The organism is Neorhizobium sp. SHOUNA12A, assembly GCF_023006505.1.
Classification (GTDB): Bacteria; Pseudomonadota; Alphaproteobacteria; order Rhizobiales; family Rhizobiaceae; genus Neorhizobium.
In genome coordinates this window covers 1-21,021 of sequence record NZ_JALBGV010000015.1, presented here as the reverse complement: position 1 = coordinate 21,021, position 21,021 = coordinate 1, and the positions used below count along the sequence as shown (strand labels likewise).

The window sequence follows — 21,021 nt, the reverse complement described above, 5'->3', positions numbered from 1 at the left end:
CCGTTATGCTCTATCGTGACCGCCGCCGCGATGCCTCGGTGCGCGTCAGTGACCCGCGGGCGCGGCTTTCGGATCGTCGATCTTCACACCCTCGACAATCTTCTTGCCCGGGTTCGGGTTCTTGTTGCCGCGCGAGGCATTGTTGCGGATGTCTTCCTTCGAGAGATAGTCGAGCTGCTCGACCAGGACCTCTGCCACCAGCCCGTCGCCGAGCTTCTTGTTGAAGTCATCCTTGATGGCCGTGCGGAACTTCTCGATATTGAAAGCGCCGGGCTTGCTGAGATCGACCATCTGGTTGCCGATCAGCAGCGTGAAAAGCTCGTCGGTCGTCAGTTCGGTGATCGGGAGCTTGGTGTTCTTGATCTTTTCCTTGTCCATCATGAACGAGACGCGGCCCAGGAAATAACCGGTGATCGCGCCGTCCGCGATCATCGGAATGGTGATGGATTCCCCGCGCACCAGCGTCTGAAGCTCCTTGCGCCTGGCCGCTTCATCGACCGGCGCCGGCGCTGCGGACATCTGCACGGAGAAATACACCGCCGCAAGCGTGACGATGCAGACCCATAGACCGGTGAGAAGGAGCTTGACCATCAGGCCTCGCCGTAGGTGAACTGTTCTTGGGTGTAGGTACCGTCGTCGTCCGCGTCACGGGCAGCGTTCTTCAGAAGATCCGCGACGGCGCGGACGGCGTGGAGATGCGCCTCGACCCGGCGGGCATTGAGGGCCAGCTTGCTCTTCAATCCGTGCATCTGATCGATATGGCCGGTGGCGAGCTGCTTCGGGTCGGTGCCGCGGAACAGCATGGTCAATTCGTATAGGCAGCGGCTTTTGTGCGCGTTCGACACTTTCAGGTCGAATTCCGGATCGCGGCCGATCCGCTGATTTTCGTTGTCGATTATCAGCTCCAACCGGCCAAGCACGGTCTTGATGCGATAATCATTCGAAACGACTTCCATATTTTCTGCCCCAGTCTGATGCATATCAGGCCTCACTCTTCTTGCCGACGCCGAGAACCTGCCGCTCGAAATCGGTGATCATGCTTATTGCGCGGCTACGATCAGTTTCATTGGTGGTCGGATTGACCGTGGCCTGACGTTCCGCACGGGCGACCGCCTGCGAATACATCTGCTCGGCAATACCGACGCCGCCCTTTTTCGACATCTCGTCGGCAATCTTCTCAGCCATCATGCTCTTCCAGAATTCCCCGGCAGAGCCCTTGCCGTAAACGTCCTCGGTCTCCTTCGGGAGCATGGAATTCACGAAGGTCGAAAGCACCGAGGCTTCGAACTTGCGATATTCCTCCGGCATTTCGGCAACCTTGTTCGGCGCCTCCGGATTGCCGAGACCCGCCGTCGTGCCGGGTGTATCGATGAATTTCATGGCAGCACCAAAACCCTTGCCGACTTCGGCAAGGCTGGTCGCGGCAAAGGCCGCCTTATTCGCCTTCAGCTTGGCCTGCGCTTCCTGAACGGCAGTCGGGTCCGCAGCGCGGACGACGTCCATGACCAGATCGCTCGGAGGTGAAATCGCCACGTCAGCTCCCTTCATGACTGCCGCGGACTGCATCCCCAAAGGTGCCCGAGCGCAGCAACAGTTTGAAATGGCACGTGATCCCGCCGATCTCGATTCGAGCCGGCAATCAGTGCAATGACGAGACTATGACGTTCGAAGCTTGCTGGAGGCTGGCGAGTCTATTTGACCTGATCGAGGGCGAGCGTGATATCGATGAGCTCATAGATCGAGTCGTCCGCGGCTTCGCGGTCTTCATGATCACGAGCGTCCTTCATGTTCTCTTCCAGGCGGTCTGCCTTGGTGCGCTCCTTGAGAACCTTCATTTCCTGGATCTGCTGAACGCCGGCAAGCTGGCGTTCCTTCGTCGTCAGGCGACCGAACCGCTCTGAATAATGCTGCGAGAACTGTCGATGGACCGGGTTCATCGAGCCGATCGCATCTATGACTTCCTCCATCGACTGATTGACCTCCGCGCGATAGCGAGTGGTGGCCGCAAGCTCGTGTTCGGCCATCGTCTCGAGATGCCGCTGGACCGCAACGAGACGCTTGAGCTTGTCCGACCGCTTGACTGGGCCTGCCATTGGCGCCTCCTAGAAGGACCTGAAGATCGGCGCGAAGCCATCCGCATACTGGCGAATGAAGGCGGCGATCGACAGATAGAGAAGGAAAAGCCCGCCCATCAATATGAAGGGCGTCGAGATGAAGAAGATCGGGATCTGCGGCGCCATCTTGTTGATGAGGCCGATTGCCACGTTGAACATCAGGCCAAAGATCAGGAATGGGCTTGCCAGCCGCAGCATGATCACGGTCGACGCCCTCAGGGTATCCGTCAGGGTGATCAGTATCTTCTGCGGATCGATCACCGCACCGACCGGCGTTGCCGTGTAAGAATCGACCAGCGCGCGGAATACGATGTGATGGAAATCCATCATGAACAGGAGGAGCAGTCCGCTCAGCGTCAGCAGGATAGTCAGCGAGTTTTCCTGCGAGTCTTCGAAAACGTCGTGGCCGCCAGGCGCCGTGAAACCGATCGAGAGGGTCAGGACCGTGCCGGCAAACTGCATGCCGAGTGTATAAAGCCGGGCGATCAATCCATAAACGGTGCCGATCGCGGCTTCGGTGAAGATCAGGCCAAGATAGGTGGCCGTCGGCTCCGACGCTTTCGGGTAGATCTGATCCCAGAGAACCGGCAGCACGGCCATCGACAGAGCGACGGCCACAAACAACCGCACCTGCACCGGAACGCGACCGCTTCCCAGCCCCGGGAGAACCATCACGCACGTCCCCATACGGCAGAACGCAAGGAAAAGTGCGAGAATGGTCCCCTGCGGGTCGGTAATCATGCGAGAATCGTCCTTTGCGGACAGCCTATCACGAAATGGCGCCGAGTATTTTGATTTCGAGACCCTTGGCGAGTTCTACATGGGAAAGGACGGGCAGGGTTGCGAACAGCCGCTCGATGATCATGCGGACGTAGGAGCGCGTTTCCGGCGAGGTGACGAGCACGAAAGGCAGGCCGCGGTCCATGAATTCACGGATGACCTTGGTCGCCTGTTCGCTGAACTCTTCGAGCGTGCGCGGATCGATGTCGAATTCGACCACTTCGCCCTTGCCGTCCCGCTTCAGCGCCTGATGGAACAGCATGTCCCATTTGTTGCCGAGACGGAGCACACGCAGCACGCCGTTGTCGGCCAGGTCGCCGCAGAGCTGCTGCGACATGCGCACGCGCACATGTTCGACGATCTGCTCCGTCTTGCGGACATGCGGAGCAAGCTCAGCCACCGCTTCCAGGATGAGATGCAGGTTGCGGATCGACACGCGCTCGGCAAGCAGAAGCTTCAGCACCGCCTGCAGGCCGGAATAGGACATATGCGACGAGCAGATCTCGTCGGCGAGCTTCTTGTACTCCGGATCGAGACGCTCGATCAGGATCTTGACGTCCTTATAGGACAGAAGCTGCGGAAGGTTGTTGCGGATGACTTCCGACAGGTGGGTCAGCACGACCGAGACGTTGTCGATCGGATGGAAACCCTCACGCTTCAAGTCTTCGGCAAAGGTTTCGAGGATCGACACCGCCGGCATGCCGAAGGCGGGTTCCCGGATCTCGTCGCCCGGGATGCTCGGCTTGCGACCGGATCCGGTCACCACGAGGACGTCGCCGACCCGCAGAGCGTTCGAAGCGATCGTCGTGCCATGGATGCGGATCTGGTAGGACTTTTCCTGGATCGAGATGTCGTCGGTAACCTTGATTTCCGGGACCACGAAACCGTATTGCGTCGCGAACTTCTTGCGCATCTTGCCGACACGGAAGGCAAGTTCCTGATGGGCACCAAGCAACCGGGTGGAGACCTGCTTGCCGAGAGCGAGCTCGATTTCGGAGGTCTTGAGGACCGATTTGACCGAGTCCTTTTCCGCTTCCTTGGTCTGGACGACCTTCTGCTCTTCGTCTTCGCGACGCGCCTTGTTCTCCGCCTCGATACGGCGCGGAACGAGCCAGGCGCCGAAACCCATCAGGCCGCCGAGTGTCATAAAGGGCAGGAACGGCAGTCCAGGGATGATCGCCAGAAGAGCCATCAGACCAGCCGACATCGAAAGAGCGCGCGGATAGCCGCTCAGCTGGTCGATGACGGCCTTGTCGGTGGAGCCGGCGGTGCCGCCGCGGGTGACCAGGAGGCCGGCGGCGAGCGAAACGATAAGGGCCGGGATCTGCGTGACGATACCGTCACCGACGGACAGCTTCACGAAGACATCGGCGGCTTCGCCGATCTGCATGCCGTGGCGGAAGTAACCGATGATGATGCCGCCGAAGATGTTGATGGCGGTGATGATGAGACCGGCGATCGCGTCGCCGCGCACGAATTTCGATGCACCGTCCATGGCCCCGAAGAAGGAGCTTTCTTCTTCGAGCTCGGAGCGGCGGCGTTGCGCTTCCTTCTCGTCGATGATGCCGGCCGAAAGGTCCGCATCGATCGACATCTGTTTGCCGGGGATGGCATCGAGAGTGAAGCGGGCGCCGACTTCCGCGATACGGGTGGCACCCTTGGTGATGACGATGAAGTTCACCGTGACGAGGATCATGAAGACGATCACACCGATCACGAAGTCGCCGGACATGACGAGGCCCGCGAAGCCCTGGATCACGTTGCCGGCCGCGCCATGGCCCTCGTTGCCGTGCGACAGGATCACGCGCGTCGTCGCGATGTTGAGCGACAACCGTATCATGGTGGCAATCAGCAGGATGGTCGGGAAGGACGAGAAGTCCAGCGGCCTCTGGATCCAGAGCGCCACCATCAGGATCAGCACCGAGAACGCGATCGAGAAGGCAAGGCCAAGGTCGATCAGGAACGGCGGGATCGGCAGGAAAAGGATGCAGAGGATGGCGACGATGCCGCCCGCAAATCCGAGATCGCGACCGCTCGGAGCTACTTTCGGAATGGATAGTGAAGGTGGTTGCGCCATGACTTTCCCGTCTCTTCATGAGATGGCGGCAGGAAGTACTCCTGCCAGTTCATGTCCTGCCTAAAGGGCGAAGCTTGCGCGAAGGTGGGTAAGCGAAAAAGATCAGGCAGGCCACAACCGGGTCAGAACCCCGATTGCACCCGCGAAAATACCAGATGAGCAAAAAGATTGATCTGGCCGCCGATAAAAGGCGCAGTAATGCCGATCGTGATCATGATGGCGACGATTTTCGGCACGAACGTCAGCGTCATTTCCTGGATCTGCGTCAGAGCCTGGAGAAATGCAATAACGACACCCACGACCATCGCCACAAGGACCGCGGGACCGGAGGCGATCAGGATCGTCCAGATCGCCGCCTGCATGATATCAAGGGCATCGGCCTCATTCATTGCGCCGGCTCCGTCTGCTTTAAAGTTTCGGCGTCATGCCGAGGTATTCCCGCTCTTAGCTACTCGCTGCAGGCTGATTCGAAAGAACGATCCCCGGCTGGATGAGAACCTTATCACCCTTCTCGGTGATCGCCACCAGACCGTCGGAATAGATTTCCACCTGTTTGATGACACCGGTGGTCTTGTCGTCGGCGCTGGTGATCGTCTTGCCGATCATGTCGGCAGCCTGCGAGAACGAGGACGCCTGGATCAGCGATTGCAGGTTCGAGTTCATCTTCACCGACTGCTCGACTTGCGAGAAGGTTGCGAGCTGGGAAATCTGCTGGCTCGCATCCATCGGATCGGTCGGATCCTGATACTTCATCTGCGCGATAAGCAGCTTCAGGAAGTTGTCGTAGTTCAGGCCTGCGGCCGACTTGTCGGACGATGCCGCCTTGCCGTCGCCGGCGGCGTAGGGGTTCTTGGTATTGATCGAGTCTACCGCCACGGTGCGATCTCCTTGCGAATCCGCTCGACTGTCGCCGGCGCGATTTCCCGATTGTTGAGGATACGGTCTTCGATGGAGTAGAGCGCGCGGATCGCCTTCAGAGCGTCGAAGGCGCGACCCGATGCAACCATACCGTCGATGCGCTTCAGTTCGGCCAGCATCTCATCATCGGTAAAGCAGGTCAGCAGCATGGCGACCGACTTGCGGAACAGCGCGTTCGACTGTTCCTTGCCATCCGGATTGATGAGCATCATCTGGGCGATGAAATAGAGCTGCCGAAGCGGCGTTGTCGCATCTTCCGGCTGAAGAACGTGGTTCTCCAGCAGGAACGTGACGTCATTGAGAAATTCCAGCGCGACCTTGCGATCAACGCGCAGAACCGCGCCGTTGATGAATATCCGCTCGCCGGATTTCAAAGAGATGCGAAGCGTACTTTTCATTTAAGTCCATCCCTGATGATGGTGGTCACTTCAATAATGCCCTGGAAGTTGGTCGATTCACGGTTTCTGATCTTCTCGCATTCCTTCAGTATCCAGATTGCGATCGAGATCAGATCCGCTCGAAGTTCGTTGGCTAACTCGTTGTCCGGATGTTTCAGATCCTCGACGAAACGGATCCAGACACGCCGGGTATAGAACAACGCCTCAACCGTGGTGCGCGTATAGGCTTTCTCATCGCGCGCGGCGATCAGAAGCTCGATAGAGCGATCCAGGGCCTGCCGCTCGCGATCCTTGGCGTTGGCAACGCCGTCCTCCATGATCTCGGCATATGAAAATTGGTACATTCATGTATCCTTCGTCACGAGCCTTCCTTTATTCATCAAAGGAAGTTGGCCAGGCTCAACTGCTGTATCTTTGCCGTTACTGTATATGCGGTTTCGAGAAGCGTCTTCATCGTATTGAGACGGGTCGCGGCCTCCTCCGGATCGACGTTCTCCATCGATCCGAGACTGGTCGTCAGAATATCTTTCTGCGCCTGCAACCTTTCCTCAGCCTTGGAGACGCGTTCGGTATAGATACCGATCGACGTCCGCTGCTGGTTGATGCTGCCGTCGCTGTTCATCGCCTTGTTGATGAGGCTTGTGGTGCGGCTGGCGACCGCGGCCCGGGCATCCTTGTCCATCCCGGTCTGCAGGTATTCCATCGAGATGATCGACGCGAAAGCAAAATTGCGCATGCCCTGACTGTTGGCATTGGTCGAGCTTTCGACCACCTCTGTCGGGCTGATGCGGCTCTTCATGTTTTCGTCGCTGGCATCCGAGAAGAAGGTCTTCCAGAAGTCCTGGCCGGCGACGGCCGCCGGATGGGGCGGGCTTGTCAACGGCGCGGAGCCGTCGAACTTGGCTTGCAGATTATCTAGAAAGCCGTCCATCTGGGCCTTCGTCATCTGCTCCTTGCTCGGAATCGCATTAGCGGAAAGATATTGCGTGAGCTCGGCGGCGACGGCGGCCTTGGCCGGCGATCCGGGTGCGAAATAATCCTCCATCGGCTTCACGTCGGAATTGATGCCGGAGAAGATATACTCGCCCTGGACCGCGGTATTGGCAAAGTTCGTGAATGCATCGAGCGCGTCGGACATCGCCATGCGCGCCGTCGCCAGGCTTGTTTCGTCGGCCGAGCTTCCAAGCGTCAGGATCGCGCTCTGAATCTTCAAGCCCTGTTCGTTCATGCTCTTGAGCGAAAGCTCAGCGGTTTGGAGACGCTGTGTCGCGAGTGCTGCGGTTGTCAGAAGCGAGTCGGTGCGGCTGATGTCGCGGGAAAGATCGAGAGCGCGCGACGTATTGGCTCCGAGGGCGACGCCGAGATCGGCGTGTTTCTGGCTCACCGCCTCCTGGTTCGCCTTCACCATCTCGCGCTGAACGTTCGAGATGGAGTTTCGCATCGTGGTCTGGATCGACAATGTGGAAATGAAAGAGGTCTTCATGATCAGCTCGCAATATCCAAGAGGGCTTTCATCATATCGTCGACCGTCGACATGAGCTTGGCCCCCGCCTTGTAGGACTGCTCGATATCGAGAAGCAGCGACAGTTCTTCGTCGAGGCTGACACCCGTATTGCTGGAAAATGCTTCAAGACTGCGCGACAGCATGGCCGTCTTCGTCTCGTCTGCGGCGGTCGCCGTGCTGCGAAGCTGCTCGAGCCAGCCCATGGAGTCCGCGGCAAAAGAGAGGACGTCCGGCGCATCGGCGATTTCCGTGTCCGTATCGAAGGCCATCGGGCTGGTCAGGTTTTGGTTGTACTTGTCGAGGAGGTCCCCGTAACTGCTGCCACCCGTGTTTACGATATAGGTCGCGCCGTTGATGCCACCGTCGCGCACCTTGTCGGGCGTGCCTGCCGGGGGGACGACCACCGGATTGACGAAGATCTTGGAGGCGAGGCCCGGAACGATCGTGCCGGCAGCGGGAATGGCCGTCTGCTGGACGCCGGCGCCATCCTTGTATGTGAAGAGACCCGTCGTCGGCGTCAAAGCGCCGGTCGGCCCGGTTTCCGCAAACGAGGTGATCAGACCGCGGGCGATTTCGTCGAGCTGGCTCTGGAAGGTCGGTGCGATCTTGTCGCGGATCTGCATATGGGCCTGAATGGAGCCCTTGGCGGTGGTGTTGCCCGAATCTCCGGGCTTGAGCGCCACGCCGTCGATATAAACACCGTTGCCGGAGGTCGATGCGTCGAAAGCGGCTGTCTGCTGGAATGTCACCTTGCGCGGTACCGCCTCGAACAGCGTCGTGCCGTCCGTGGTGTAGAGCACCATGTCGTTGCCGCCGCGCGTATAAGACGTGACGCCGACGATTTCCGAGATCTTCTTGACGAGGCCATCGCGCTCGTCGAGAGAGTCGTTCGGGTCGGCGCCGCTGGAGACCGCGTTCTTGACCTGGTTGTTGACGGTCTCGAATTTCGCAAGCAGCGCGTTCAGATCGATGACGTTCTGCTTGATCTGATCGTCCGCGTCCTTGCGGATCTGCTGAAGCTTATCGGAAGCGATATTGAGGCCGGCCGCCACGTCCCGCGCGCTCGAAATGAAGGAGATGCCGATGCCGGTATCGTTCGCCTTTCCGGCGAAGGCATCGAGGTTGTTGCGGAATGCCGCGATGAGCTTGGCGGGGGAGAGCTCGTTGTCGTTCCCCCCCATCAGGTTCTTGATCTCCTGGAGGCCGTCCAGCACCGTCCGCTGGCCGCTTGCGATCGACGAGCTTGCGATCGTCTGGCGCAGGAGCGGCTCGTTCTGGGACCGTGTAATGTCGCCGATCATGGCCCCGTTGCCGCCGGTCACGACCATCGCGGATCGGCGGCTGTAATCAGGGTTCTGTGCATTAGCGATGTTCTTCGCCGATACTGCCGACTGCGTGCCGGAGTTGGTGAAGATCGATTGTGCCGTAGACAATGCTGATGCGAGCGACATTTTTTACTAACCTCTTGAGACTTATTCTCTCGATCGTCGGTCCGATTATCTCTTCAGATTGATCAGAACGTCCATCAGGTCCGAACCGGTCTGGAAGACCTTTGAATTCGCGGTGTAGACGCGCTGCGATTCGATCATTTCAGTGAGCTCGCTGGCGATATCGACGTTGGAGCTTTCAAGCGCGCCGGAATAGACTTGGCCGAAGGCGCCGGATTGCGGGAAGCCGATGGTGACGACGCCCGAGTCATTGGTCGGCAGGAAGACGTTGCCATTCTGCGGAAGCAGCTTGTCGATGCTCGGAACTGTTGCGAGCGCGACCTGGTAGATAGGGCGACGGCCACCATCCTGGTAGACCGCCGTGACCAGACCGTCGCCGCCGATTTCGACATCGGTGATCGGGCTCGGCGCATTGCCGTCAATGATACCCTTGCCCGGCGTGAAAGCGGCTGCGAACTGCGTCATATCCGAGAGGTCGATGGTGATCTGTTGCGACGGGGTCGCTCCGTCGGTCTTGTCAGTGAACTTGATGGACTTGTCGGAACCCGTCGCCGGCGGGCCGGCCGCATAGGTGCCTGCCTGCAACTTGTTTGTGTTCGGATCGAATACCAAGTTTGCGGTCTGCTTCACTAGGTTGGCAGCCGGAACCCCTACGTAGGGAAAGCCACCGTTGGTGGACTGATCCTGGCGATAGACCGAAACTTCCCAGGTATCCGGGCTAATGCCGGTCTTGGTGTAGTAGAAGTCGTAGAGCACTTTGCTACCGGCATGGTCGTAGGCCGTCAGCGAGCTCTTGTTGGTGATGACACTGCCTGCGACGTTGTCGCTCGGACGAGTGCCGGCAGGCACAACGGCCGCTCCCTTGTCCAGGTTGGCAGGGAAGCTGCCCGTGCTGGACGGCGAAGAGACCATCCCGAAGTCGTTGATGTTGATTTCTTCGAGACCGTTGAAGCCGTTGACGACGGCTGCCGGCGGGTTCGAGCCGTAGGGATAACCCATCAGGTTGAAGCCGGCAGTGTTCTTGAGGAAGCCCGTCGCATCCTTCACGAAGGCACCGGCGCGGGTCAGGTAAGGAGTACCGTTCGGATCGCTGACGATGAAGAAGCCTTCGCCCTGGATGGCAAGATCGGTCGAGGAGGTGGTGTACTGGATGCCACCTTGGTCTGCGATGCTGTAGCGAACGTTGGTTTCGACACCGCCGGAAGAATACGAACCCTGAGTCGAGGGCAGGACCAGCGTTGAGAACGCCGTGGAAGAACGCTTGTAACCGACGGTGCTCGAATTCGCGATGTTATCGCCAACAGTACCGAGACGGTTTGCCTGAGCGTTCATGCCCGAGACGGCCGTTTTCATCGTGCCGAAAATACTCATAGGAAATCTCCTTTTTGTCTGATGGAGAGAGTAAGTGGCGGGCCTTGCGTGAAGCTGTCTGCTTACGGTTCCCGCCGAAAATATGCGGCAAGGCCCTTTTGGAAAATCAGCTCCAGTCGATGCAATAACCAAGGAAACGCTTGGAATCGACCGGATCGAAGCCGAGCTTCTTGCGCAGCTTCTTGCGCAGCTTGCTGATGTGGCTTTCGACGACGTTCTCTTCGACTTCTTCGTCGAAGATGCCGTAGATGGCGTTGAAGATCTGAGTCTTGGAAACGCGACGACCGCGGTTGGAGACCAGGTATTCGAGGATGCGGCGCTCGCGGCGCGGCAGGGCGAAGACATCGCCGTCAATTTCCGGATCGCGACCGTCGGAAAACACCCGGATCGAACCGATGTCGGTGAAATTCGAGATTGCCTTCAGCCGACGACGGATCGCCGCGGCACGCGCCAGGATCTCGCGGGGATGGATGGGCTTGCGCACCACGTCGTCCACGCCGCTGTCGAAGAAGGCAAGGGTCGCCTCCAGGGAGGGCTGATCGCTGACTGCGATCACCGGTGCCATGGACCGGTCCCGGATAGCCCGCGGCAGTTCGAGCGTCCGCTCGCCCTGACCGATCAGGAAGGCTTCGACCGCGGCGATGTCCGAATCAGCCGCCGTGCTTACCCATTCGCCGAATTCTTTTGGATCGAACCCCTGGGACGGAATTCCTTCGCGTCCAAAAAGAGATGTGTATCCGTCTTTCACGAGCTCACGCTCATCAACCACTACGATCATTCGTCCGCCTCCGAATCACTTGTGGTGCTTCAATATGTCTATGGGTACGAATCGGCGGAATCCGAGACAAGCTGTGTGAAGTTAACCAAACAAATTAATAGTTGATTAATAACCGCACTGCGATTTGCACTAGATGTAGTGGGTGTACCGATTTTGAACACAAGTTTCCGGTGGAAAAATTAACGCATCGTAAAAGAAGGCTTGCATGGCCATTTTTGCCATAAATGCAAACCGCTGCAATTTTGCGATTCTTTATTTTAACGATTCAACTACAGATTGCTTAGCTGGCGCAGAACCGGGAAGCGTTGGAGGTCCACTCTCCGTAGCCTGTGGCGACGAGATTGCTGATCACCCGGCAGACATATTGCTTCTGAGCGGGATTGTTATTCGGTCCGGCGTGGTATCGCGCCACCGCCATCGTCCAAGTTTCGTGTTTGTCGTGCAGGTTCCGGAGGAACTTTGCCGCGTATTCAACATTGCGTTTCGGGTCGAACATCTCTTCCGGGGACGAAAAATTTTCGCCGTGGAAGTAGTGGTTGATCTGCATGCAGCCGATGTCGATGAGCTTCATGCCCTGCCGCTTGGCGTCGTAAAAGGTCGTCATCGCCGCCTGCTGCGAGGGTGGAAAAAAGGCCTTTCCCTCGACATTCATGGCATAGGCGCTGAGGCTGCCCTTGCGGCCGGTCTCGGTTAGACCGACCGAATAGAGAATACCTTCCGGTACGCCGTATTTTGCCGCGGCTGCCTGTATTTCCCGTTCGCAGACGCCGGAATTGACAGATGAACCTGTGGCTGGCGCGCTGCTAGCCGGCGTTCTGACGGGCGCGCGGCGCGTGATGGCAGCTCGGCTCGGAGGTGCGGCGGGCGCAGCTGCGCCCTGCTGCGTTCCCCAACCTCCAGAACTGAAGAGCGACCCGGCGTCGACGTCAAAGGTAGAGCTGACCAGGACGAGCGCCGCCAGGAGCGGTCCCCGCCACATTGTCCGATGCCGCGTCATTTGCATTCCTCGTCCCCTGATCGGCGGCCTGGCGCTCCCCATTCTGCTGCTGGCCACGACCGGCAGCCTGGCCTTGGCGCCCACCTTCGGCCATGGCCTGCTGGCCCGTCTGGCCGGGTTGCCCCTGCTGGCTGCTGGTACCGTCGGAATCTGCCGTCGGCGCGATGCTGATGGTCACCTGGTCGACGGCAAAGCCCTGCGCACGCAGCGCATCGAGAATACCGCCGCTGTCCTCGCTGAGCTGCCTGTAGGCCGCCCGCGTCTCGACGGTGAGATGAACATTCAGCTCCTCGCCGTGAAGCCGCAGCATGGCCGTCACCGCGCCGAGATCGTGCGGGTTCATCTGCAGCTTCAGAGTATTCACGACAGTGCCAGTGCTGCTTTGCGCAGCGGCATTCGAAAGAGCCGAACTGGGGCTCATGGCGCCGGCCCATTCCGGGTCACCCGACAACATCGCCGTGAGATTGGCGCCGTTCGAATTCGCTGCGAGCCCGAGGAACCGGCGCGCGTCGAGCACGGTAACGTTTTCCGCGACCCCGTTCGACGGCACTCTGGGCTCCATGGCGCCGCGCTCGCCTCGACCACCGACAGTCATATCGACATGCTGGTCGCCACGTGCATTGCTGAAACGGAAGACACGGGTGCCGGGAGCGCTCGTGTCGGTATCCAGCGGCGTCGAAAGCGGATCACCGTCCGCCTCACTCCGCACGCCGGCGTGCTTGGCATCCTTGACGGCAAGAGCATCGCCTTCGTGCCCGCTACCGTCCTGACCTTTTGCCCGCCTGTTCGGCTGCTGCCCGGGCGCATTCTTCGATATCATCGCGCTGATCTCGCCGACGCTCGTTTCGCCGCTCGTCAAAAGCGAGAGCATGTCGGTAATCTTGGCATCGTCTGCGACCAGCATGGAGAGGTCGAGATCTTCGCTGCCGCCCGTCTCCGTCGCCGCAGCCTTTTCGGATCTGGCGGCGCGCTTGCCCTGAACCTCGTCCGACTTCCGCGCGACGGCTTTCGCGGCCTCCAGGGCCTCGCGAAGCTTTTTCTCGGCAGGGGTCACCTGCTTTTCCTTGGGCTCGTTCGCAGCGGCCTGCTTCAGAGCGCCTGCGGTTTCTTCCGTCTCCTCGATCGGGCGACGGAGTGATTCCGGTTTGATGTCGATGATCGGCTTTGGCTTGCCGTGCTTCACGTCGCCGGCCATGCGCTCTTCCGCAGAAGACGCGCGAGCGCCCTCCTCCGGTACGTCCTTATTGTTCGCAGATGCATCGCGGTCAAAACCGGAAAGAGCGTCGGAGAACCCAGAGGAACCATCGGCGCCTTTGCGACCGGCAACACCCTGCTTCGTGGACGAAGCCGCATCGGCCGCGCCAGTCTTACCACCACCAAGAATGTCTGTAATCATTTGGAAGCGTTCTCCTCCTTCAGCATTGCGTCGATAGCACTCAATTTCGAACGACCGCTATCGACGAATGTCTGGAAGGCCGGATCGAATTTGGCAGCGGTGCCGGCCATCGGACGTTCCGTGGCGGAGGCAGGCCCAGCGATCTCATTCCTGGGCAACGCGACTGGAGATTTCGCGTCTTCTGTATTAGTCAGTTTGATAGCTTTATCTTGTGCGAGGCTGTCGGCGACGGGCCGGCTAACGACCTGCTCTGCCACTGTTTTTGCCGCCTGCCTCAATGCGCGGTCACGCGGCGAAAGAGTTTCCTCGGGAATGTCGGCTATCGCCTGGATGGCCTGCCCGATGTCCTTGGTAGGGATATTGGCAAATCCGCCGTAAAGCTTCGCGAGCGCCTCGGGCGTCGGACTTTTGGCGAGTGTTTCGGCCTTTGCGGAGGCGAGGCGCGCAAGATCGTTCTTGCCGGCGATTGCCGCCGAGCGAGCGATGCGCAGGAAAATCTCACGACGCCGGTCGGCGTCCATGAATTCCACCGCTCCGTCGATATCGTCCTGCGTGATCTCACCGAAGTGGCCGACGACCAGCTGCACGAAGAAATCGGCGAATTGGCTGGCATAGGGCGAATGGATGAAACGCCGCGCGTATTTGCGTGAATAGGAGAGCGCCTGTGCCACCATGTTGGCATCGACGGTGATCGCGACCGATCGGCGCAAAGCGGCTTCCTCGATGATCGTGCCCGGCGCGGTCAAGCGCGCCCAGTCATAAAAGACCAGAGCGCCCTTCGGATCCTTGGCGACCATCACGTTTCCGCTGACGAGCGAAAGGTAGGGGCCGATCTTCTCGTCGCGATATTCCTTGGCCATTTCGCTCAGGCTCTTTTCGATCAGCGTCCCGCGGCCGCCGAGATACTTTCTCAGCCCATCGGCAACGCGATTGTCGAAATTGCCTGCAACGTCGCGCGAGGCGAGATATTCGAGCGTCGCGGGATTGCCGCCGCTCATGGCATAGACCAACGCAGCGTCGACATTGCGCGGATCCTCGAAGACCGACGGATCGGCAGTCCGCAGGCGCTGATCGATCGTTTCCAGCATGAAGCGTTGCATTTCGGCGGCCGAATGGTCGCCGAGCACAACGGAATCCTGCACGAACTGCAGGGACCTGAGCATCGCATAGGGCGCAAGGTCCGCACGATCCTGAGCCGATGCCGCAGGCGCGAGCGCGACCCCGAGCACGAGGCCAGCCGCAACTAAGGACTTTATGCCCACAGCCATCACTATCCCTCGTCCGACCCGATCAGGATTTCGATACGCCGATTGCCAGCGGCGAGCGGATCCGCCGGGACCTGCAGGCGCCTGTCCGCGAAGCCGGAAACCTGCTTGATACGATCCTCCGCCAGGCCGCCATGCACCAGCATGTAGTAGGCGCTGTGAGCGCGGGACATGGAAAGACGCCAGTTGTCGTTCTCGGTGCCCTTGAACTGACGGCCGTCGGTGTGTCCGCGCAGGACGATACTGCCCTTGCGGTCCTTGAGGATCTGGCCGATCTTCTCCATTGCCAGCACCATTTCGCGACGCGGTACGGCCGAACCGATATTAAACATCGGGTCGTCGGTCTGGTCCGAAATCGAGACGAGCAGACCGCCTTCTGCAGGCGTTACGACGAGACCTTCCGCCAGCTTGCCGGCAATGCCGGAAAGCTTCTGCTGGATTTCCTTCTTCAGCTCGTCGGCAGCCTTCAGCTCGGCCACTTGTTCCGCCTTCGCGCCATCCTCCGGCTTCTGGCCCTTGAGATTGGCCGGTTTCACGGCCTCGGCGCCCGACGGCGTCTGAGGCTTGTCCAGCTGGGTCGGATCCGGGCGCGGAGTCGGGATGGCGACGGCCATCTGGGTCTGTTGCAGCTGTGTCTTGGCTTCCGTGGACTGCGGGGCCTGCTGATATTGCGGCGCCTGCCCCATCTGGGCCAATGGATCGTCGCTCGCCGTGGTCTTGACGGCTTTTTCAGGTCCGTCGGCGCGGGTCACCTGCATCTGTTTGGTCCAAAAGTCCGGATCGAACGGATCGCGATAGGCCTGACCGCCGTCGGCACCGGTCGCGGGGCCTGAGTCACTGGCGCCGCCCTCGCCCTTGGCGCTGACATTGGCCTGCTGGCCAACCTGCTGGGCAATTTCGGCAAGAACGGAATAGGGATTTTCGAAGAAATCCGCTTCGGAATAATTGGGTTCGTCGCCGGACGTCGAGGTCATGTCCTCGCCGGTCGCTGCCGCGGAGCCCTGAACGTCACCCTCCGCCTTGACCTTCGACTTCTCGCCCTTCTCCTGACCCTCGGCCGCATCGACCGGCTTTTCCAATCCCTTCGAGGCCGGGGTCTCGTCGGAAAGCTTGATCGGGTTGAAATAGCTCGCCATCGAGGCCTTCGTCTCCTCGTTGGCGGCGTTGACCAGCCACATGACGAGGAAAAACGCCATCATCGCAGTCATGAAGTCGGCATAGGCGATCTTCCAGGCGCCACCATGGACGCCTTCGTCGTGTGCGCCGCCATGTCGCTTGACGATGACGACCTCGTTCTTGCCGTGGTGATGGTTTTCGCCTTCGCTCATCCCAATACCTTCTTCAGACCCGCCAACCACGCAGACATGCGGGTCACAAGGGCGGTTTCGCCGATGTCGACCGCAATATCGAGGTCAGGCGCTTCGATATGGCGCAGGAGTTGGGTGGGCGCTCCAAGCGCAGTTTTCAGTTTTTCGAACAGATGCACCGGACCGCGAACCGTCAATGTGCCGACGTCGCCCTCGAGCATGGCGCTGCGGATGATGTCGGCCATGTCGGAGATCGCCTTGGCGACGAGCGCTTCGTCGAGGAGGGGCGACAGTATCCGTGCCGTCTGATCACTGACGGCCTGCGCCGTCAGTCCGGCAATGTCCTGAAGGCCCATCGAGATCGTCGTAGCCACTTCGGTTTCATATTTTTCGTGCAGCGCTGCGATTTCCTGCGCATGCGCGGCCAAAAGCGCTTGCCGCTCTTCGTCAAAACGCTGTTGAAGTTCCTCCGACGCTGCCTCGTGACCCTTCGCATAAGCCTCGGTGCGCTCGGCTTCGATATCGATTGGTTCTTCGACCATGGCGGGAAATGCCAGATCGTCTTCGAGACCATCGCCGAAACCATCGGCCGACAGGGATAAAGGCAGGGTCTGCGGCTCGCTGAAATCCTTCAGATAGCGGGCGATCGAAGCACTCATCGTGAGCCCCCCCGCCCTGCCGTCGCCTTTCGTGCGGGGCTCGTCATGAGCCTCCCGAAAGCGCAAATCGTCACCGCTGCAATCATCGTATCATCCCGACAAGGTTGCCATTCATCTGTCCTCGGCGACACAAGACACTTCGCCGGACTTTAACGGAACGGTAGGAAGTTAAACTTGCGCGAGGATGAAGATGCCGTATCGCCTCGAACCTCGCGGACAGGTCCGGCCGAGTATTATCGGGCGACGGAGTGACCGGCGCCGCTCAATCTTACCCCTGCCGGAACAACTGCAGGATGTTTTCGGCGTTGCTGTTGGCGATCTGAAGCGACTGAATGCCGAGTTGCTGCTGGGTCTGGAGCGCCTTCAGACGGGTCGACTCTTCGTTCATGTCCGCATCGACCAACCGGCCGACACCCTTGTCGATCACGTCCGTCAGCGAGGCCACAAAGCTCTCCTGCAAATCGATGCGCTTCTGGATCGAACCAAGGCTCGAAGCAGCACTGGTCATGGCCAAAAGCTGTTTGTCGAGGAACCGCTCCATCATATCGAGCACGGCATCCGTGTTCGGCGCCGAGCCAGGGACCATCGTGTTCATCTTCACCACGAGATCATTCAGCTTGTTGATGTCGAGATTAGTGACGGACATCCCAAGTTTTCGATTGTTGAGATTGTTCGCGGCAGTGACGACGAAGTAATATTTTGTCGTGCCGTCATCATGCGCCGGCGTGGTTACCGCGGGCGCCGTCGCCGGATCGGTCGTCGTCACTTGTGCCCATTTGCCTTCGGCGACCTTCAGATAGAAATTACCGCCGACGGCATAGATGCTCGTATCGATTGTATTCGTGTCGGCACCGAGTGCCGTCAGCTGGCTTTCCGTCAGGAACGAGACGGCGTAGGATGCGTTGGTCGCGCCCATCGTGCCGTTGCTCGTGGCAATGTCGACGGGCGTCTCGCTCTCGGCAACGAACTTGACGGACGAATCCAAGATCCCGAGATTGCCGCCATTGAGGTCGAAAAGGACGGTCTTGGAATCGAGCGTATAATCGACGGTCTTGACCGCGACATCGCCGGAAGCGGTGCGGGTGAACGAAGCGACGACCTGTTTGATGACCGGCCGTTCCTGGGCGTTGGTCCCGCCGTCGCTGATATAATCCTGAAGCCAGTTCTCCCCGGAGAAGGTCGCTGAGTCCGAGATGCTCTTCAGCTGTTCCTGGAGCTGGGCGATTTCTTCCTGGATCTTGCCGCGATTGGCGCCGACGCCATAGGCAGCAACGATCTTGGACTTGATTTCGACGACGGTGTCGATCGCACTTTCCATCGCCGTGTAGGCCGTATCGACCTTGGCGGCCCCGAGACCAAGCGCGTCCTGGATCGTCGAAAGCGCGTGATTGTCCGACCGCATCGTCGTTGCGATCGACCAATAGGCGGCATTGTCGGCTGCCGTCTGGACACGCATGCCCGAGGAAACCCGCGCCTGGGTCACTTCCATACTGCGGTCGATCGAGCGCAGCGTCTGCAGGGCAGCCATAGCGGCGGGATTGGTCAGGATACTGGTCATAGGCCGTGCCTCGGTCAAATATTCTGGAAATCCGGGGTATTTTCACCGGAAACGACGAGAGGCATCATGCGTACCGCCACTCAGCATCACAGAATGCGGGCGGTCTGTCGTTCTTAACAAATCGTTAAGTCGACAGTTAGCAAAGGCAATTGTGGATTGGCAAGATGTTAATGAAGTCTTAACGGCGGTATCCGACAACCGTGCAGGTTTCGCGCAAGCCACGGGCCAAAATGCGGAAAAACCGCGTCCCTTTCGAGACGCGGTCTTCATTTTCCGGAATATTTGCTGCCACGTCAGAGCGGGACGAACCGCTCCTAGCCTAGAGCGCCGCTTACTGACGGAACAGCGACAGAATATTCTCGGAACTGCTGTTGGCGATCGAAAGAGACTGGATCGCCAGTTGCTGCTGGGTCTGCAGTGCCTTGAGCTTGGTCGACTCTTCGCTCATGTCCGCATCCACCAATCGGCCGATACCCTTGTCGATGGAGTCGGTCAGCTTGGAGACGAAGTCGGACTGCATATCAATACGCTTGGAGATCGACCCGAGTTTTGCGGTAGCGCTGATAAGCGCTTCGAGCTGGCCGTCGACGAAGGAGTTGAGGGCCCCCATGAGGTCCGCGTCGGTGGCCTTGGTCCCCATGCCGAGGTAACTGACACCGTTGGAATTGCGGTAATCGTCCAGCTTGGTGATATTCAGTTCGGAGATCGAAACGTTGGCGGCGTATTTGATACCGCCCGTTGCGGTCGCACCGGCCGAGTAGTCGTAGCCCTTGGTGGTGTAGATGGCATCGATATAGGCGCCACCGATCTTGATGAGGTAGGTGCCGCTGGAACCCGAGGTATAGACGCCGTTGGTATCGCCCTTCATGTAGACGCCGCCGCCAACATCCTTCCAGATCGCGTCCGTTGCGTATATCGCGGCTGTATTGATCTTGCCGAAGTATTCCTTGTGATTGGTCGTGCCGTCGTCGTAGTTGATCGAGCGGAAGCCGCTGTAGGAATTGCCGTCGAGCAGACCGGCATGGCCGCCGCTCAAGTCGAACAGAACATTCGTTTCGTTCAGGACGACATCCACCGATTTGACCGCAACATTGCCGTCCGGATCACGGATGAACGAGCTGACAACCTGCTTGACGACCGGGTTGGCCGCATAAATGAGGCCTGTAGTGGCGTTCGTGGCGCCACCGACTTCTGCCTGCAGCCAGTTTTCACCGGAGAACGAGGCGGAGGATGTGATGCTTTTCAGCTGATCCTGGAGCTGCGAGATTTCTGCCTGGATCTTCGACTTGTCGACGCCTGCTTCAGAGGCGGTAACGAGCTTGTTCTTGATTTCCTTGACGACGTCGACAACGCTTTCCATTGCGGAATAGGCCGTATCGACCTTGGCAGCGCCGAGACCGAGTGCGTCCTGCACAGCGGAAAGCGCACCGTTGTCGGAACGCATGGTGGTCGCGATCGACCAGTAGGCAGCGTTGTCGGACGCGGTACCGACGCGCAGGCCGGAGGAAACCCGGCTCTGGGTGGTCTGCATCTGACCATCGAGATTGCGCAGAGTCTGGAGTGCAGCCATGGCTGCTACATTGGTAAGAATGCTGGTCATTTGATTGCCCCTTGATTGGCTAGATGGAAGGGACATTTCCGGGATCACACCGGTGAACGTTGGCTTGGCCTGATGCCTGTTAACCTCTTCTTCGTCTTGGTTAACCCATCGTTTCGATGAGCTCAGTTAAGGTGGAAATGGTTAACAAAGGTTAAACGGTATTTACGAAAGTTAACAAAAACTACCGGGGCATAAAAAAAGCCGCGCCTGGGAAGGGCGCGGCTCCTTGATGCGATATCTGCGCGTCTTACTGACGGAAGAGCGACAGGATGTTCTGCGAGTCGGAGTTGGCGATCGAAAGCGACTGGATCGCCAGCTGCTGCTGGGTCTGCAGTGCCTTGAGCCTGGTCGACTCTTCGTTCATGTCGGCATCCACCAGTCGGCCGACACCCTTGTCGATCGAGTCCGTCAGCTTCGAGACGAAGTCCGTCTGCATCTCGAGGCGCTTCGAAACAGCCCCGAGCTTGGCAGCCGCACTCGCCATCGATTCCAGCTGACCGTCGACGAACGAGGTCAGCGCGGCCATGAGGTCTTCGTCAGTCGCCTTCGTACCGAGACCAAGGTAGCTGACGCCGCTGGAGTCGCGATAATCCTTGAGCTTGGTGATGTCGAGGTCGGAAACCGAGACGTCAGTTCCGTACTTGATGCCGCCGGTAGCAGTCGCACCAGCCGAGAAGTCGTAACCCTTGGTGGTGTAGACGGCATCGATGTAAGCACCGCCGACCTTGATCAGGTAGGTACCGTTGGAACCCGACGAATAGACGCCGTTGGTATCGCCCTTCATGAAGACGCCGCCGCCGATGTCCTTCCAGACAGCGTTGGTTGCGTAGTAGGAAGACGTGTTGATCTTG

22 protein-coding genes are annotated in these 21,021 nt (G+C 59.2%); all 22 read right to left on the bottom strand.

All coding sequences use genetic code 11. The features are described 5' to 3' along the window. Positions 1-45: 45 nt before the first annotated feature. Complete coding sequence (locus MOV63_RS09590; RefSeq protein WP_038539817.1) at positions 46-591, bottom strand: hypothetical protein; 546 nt, start codon at positions 589-591, stop codon at positions 46-48. Beyond that, positions 591-956 (bottom strand): hypothetical protein, encoded by a 366-nt coding sequence (locus MOV63_RS09585; protein ID WP_038539815.1) that lies wholly within the window; start codon positions 954-956, stop codon positions 591-593. Before MOV63_RS09585 ends, MOV63_RS09590 begins: the two co-directional genes overlap by 1 nt. Before the next feature lie 25 nt (positions 957-981). Then, positions 982-1,533: a rod-binding protein gene (locus MOV63_RS09580; protein WP_247033464.1), complete on the bottom strand. Its 552-nt coding sequence runs from the start codon at positions 1,531-1,533 to the stop codon at positions 982-984. Positions 1,534-1,691: 158 nt separating this feature from the next. Next, positions 1,692-2,093, bottom strand: a complete 402-nt coding sequence (locus MOV63_RS09575) for a hypothetical protein (protein ID WP_247033463.1) — start codon at positions 2,091-2,093, stop codon at positions 1,692-1,694. 9 nt (positions 2,094-2,102) lie between these two features. Further along, entirely contained in the window at positions 2,103-2,855 is a 753-nt protein-coding gene (gene fliR / locus MOV63_RS09570; RefSeq protein WP_038539809.1) for a flagellar biosynthetic protein FliR, read from the bottom strand. Between the two features lie 28 nt (positions 2,856-2,883). Further along, positions 2,884-4,971, bottom strand: a complete 2,088-nt coding sequence (gene flhA, locus MOV63_RS09565) for a flagellar biosynthesis protein FlhA (RefSeq protein ID WP_038539807.1) — start codon at positions 4,969-4,971, stop codon at positions 2,884-2,886. A gap of 122 nt (positions 4,972-5,093) precedes the next feature. After that, positions 5,094-5,360, bottom strand: a complete 267-nt coding sequence (gene fliQ / locus MOV63_RS09560) for a flagellar biosynthesis protein FliQ (RefSeq protein ID WP_038539804.1) — start codon at positions 5,358-5,360, stop codon at positions 5,094-5,096. A gap of 55 nt (positions 5,361-5,415) precedes the next feature. Further along, positions 5,416-5,847 carry a flagellar hook assembly protein FlgD gene (flgD, locus tag MOV63_RS09555; protein WP_038539801.1) on the bottom strand — a complete coding sequence of 144 codons (432 nt, stop codon included), beginning with the start codon at positions 5,845-5,847 and terminating at the stop codon, positions 5,416-5,418. Further along, positions 5,838-6,287: a flagellar biosynthesis repressor FlbT gene (flbT, locus tag MOV63_RS09550; RefSeq protein ID WP_038539798.1), complete on the bottom strand. Its 450-nt coding sequence runs from the start codon at positions 6,285-6,287 to the stop codon at positions 5,838-5,840. Before flbT ends, flgD begins: the two co-directional genes overlap by 10 nt. After that, on the bottom strand, positions 6,284-6,631 hold the full coding sequence (flaF, locus tag MOV63_RS09545) for a flagellar biosynthesis regulator FlaF (protein WP_038539795.1): 348 nt from the start codon (positions 6,629-6,631) through the stop codon (positions 6,284-6,286). Before flaF ends, flbT begins: the two co-directional genes overlap by 4 nt. A gap of 35 nt (positions 6,632-6,666) precedes the next feature. Then, positions 6,667-7,770, bottom strand: a complete 1,104-nt coding sequence (locus tag MOV63_RS09540) for a flagellar hook-associated family protein (protein ID WP_247033462.1) — start codon at positions 7,768-7,770, stop codon at positions 6,667-6,669. Positions 7,771-7,772: 2 nt separating this feature from the next. Next, the gene (gene flgK, locus MOV63_RS09535) at positions 7,773-9,242 is read right to left on the bottom strand and encodes a flagellar hook-associated protein FlgK (protein WP_247033461.1); all 1,470 of its coding nucleotides are present in this window, start codon (positions 9,240-9,242) and stop codon (positions 7,773-7,775) included. A 45-nt stretch (positions 9,243-9,287) separates the two neighbouring features. After that, on the bottom strand, positions 9,288-10,610 hold the full coding sequence (locus tag MOV63_RS09530; protein ID WP_247033459.1) for a flagellar hook protein FlgE: 1,323 nt from the start codon (positions 10,608-10,610) through the stop codon (positions 9,288-9,290). Between the two features lie 106 nt (positions 10,611-10,716). After that, positions 10,717-11,388 (bottom strand): transcriptional activator Rem, encoded by a 672-nt coding sequence (gene rem, locus MOV63_RS09525; protein ID WP_038539784.1) that lies wholly within the window; start codon positions 11,386-11,388, stop codon positions 10,717-10,719. Between the two features lie 280 nt (positions 11,389-11,668). After that, complete coding sequence (locus MOV63_RS09520; protein ID WP_038548716.1) at positions 11,669-12,226, bottom strand: transglycosylase SLT domain-containing protein; 558 nt, start codon at positions 12,224-12,226, stop codon at positions 11,669-11,671. Positions 12,227-12,314: 88 nt separating this feature from the next. After that, positions 12,315-13,781: a flagellar hook-length control protein FliK gene (locus tag MOV63_RS09515; protein ID WP_247033457.1), complete on the bottom strand. Its 1,467-nt coding sequence runs from the start codon at positions 13,779-13,781 to the stop codon at positions 12,315-12,317. Continuing rightward, the gene (motC, locus tag MOV63_RS09510; protein WP_247033455.1) at positions 13,778-15,049 is read right to left on the bottom strand and encodes a chemotaxis protein MotC; all 1,272 of its coding nucleotides are present in this window, start codon (positions 15,047-15,049) and stop codon (positions 13,778-13,780) included. Before motC ends, MOV63_RS09515 begins: the two co-directional genes overlap by 4 nt. A 2-nt stretch (positions 15,050-15,051) precedes the next feature. Continuing rightward, positions 15,052-16,374: a MotB family protein gene (locus tag MOV63_RS09505; protein ID WP_247033453.1), complete on the bottom strand. Its 1,323-nt coding sequence runs from the start codon at positions 16,372-16,374 to the stop codon at positions 15,052-15,054. Further along, positions 16,371-17,012: a hypothetical protein gene (locus tag MOV63_RS09500; RefSeq protein ID WP_038539777.1), complete on the bottom strand. Its 642-nt coding sequence runs from the start codon at positions 17,010-17,012 to the stop codon at positions 16,371-16,373. Before MOV63_RS09500 ends, MOV63_RS09505 begins: the two co-directional genes overlap by 4 nt. A gap of 268 nt (positions 17,013-17,280) precedes the next feature. After that, a complete protein-coding gene (locus MOV63_RS09495) occupies positions 17,281-18,570 on the bottom strand; it encodes a flagellin (RefSeq protein ID WP_038539774.1) in 1,290 nt (429 codons plus the stop codon). 331 nt (positions 18,571-18,901) lie between these two features. Further along, the gene (locus MOV63_RS32770; protein ID WP_038539771.1) at positions 18,902-20,170 is read right to left on the bottom strand and encodes a flagellin; all 1,269 of its coding nucleotides are present in this window, start codon (positions 20,168-20,170) and stop codon (positions 18,902-18,904) included. Between the two features lie 247 nt (positions 20,171-20,417). After that, on the bottom strand, positions 20,418-21,021 hold a 604-nt coding region (locus MOV63_RS09480; protein WP_258719151.1), incomplete at its 5' end, for a flagellin.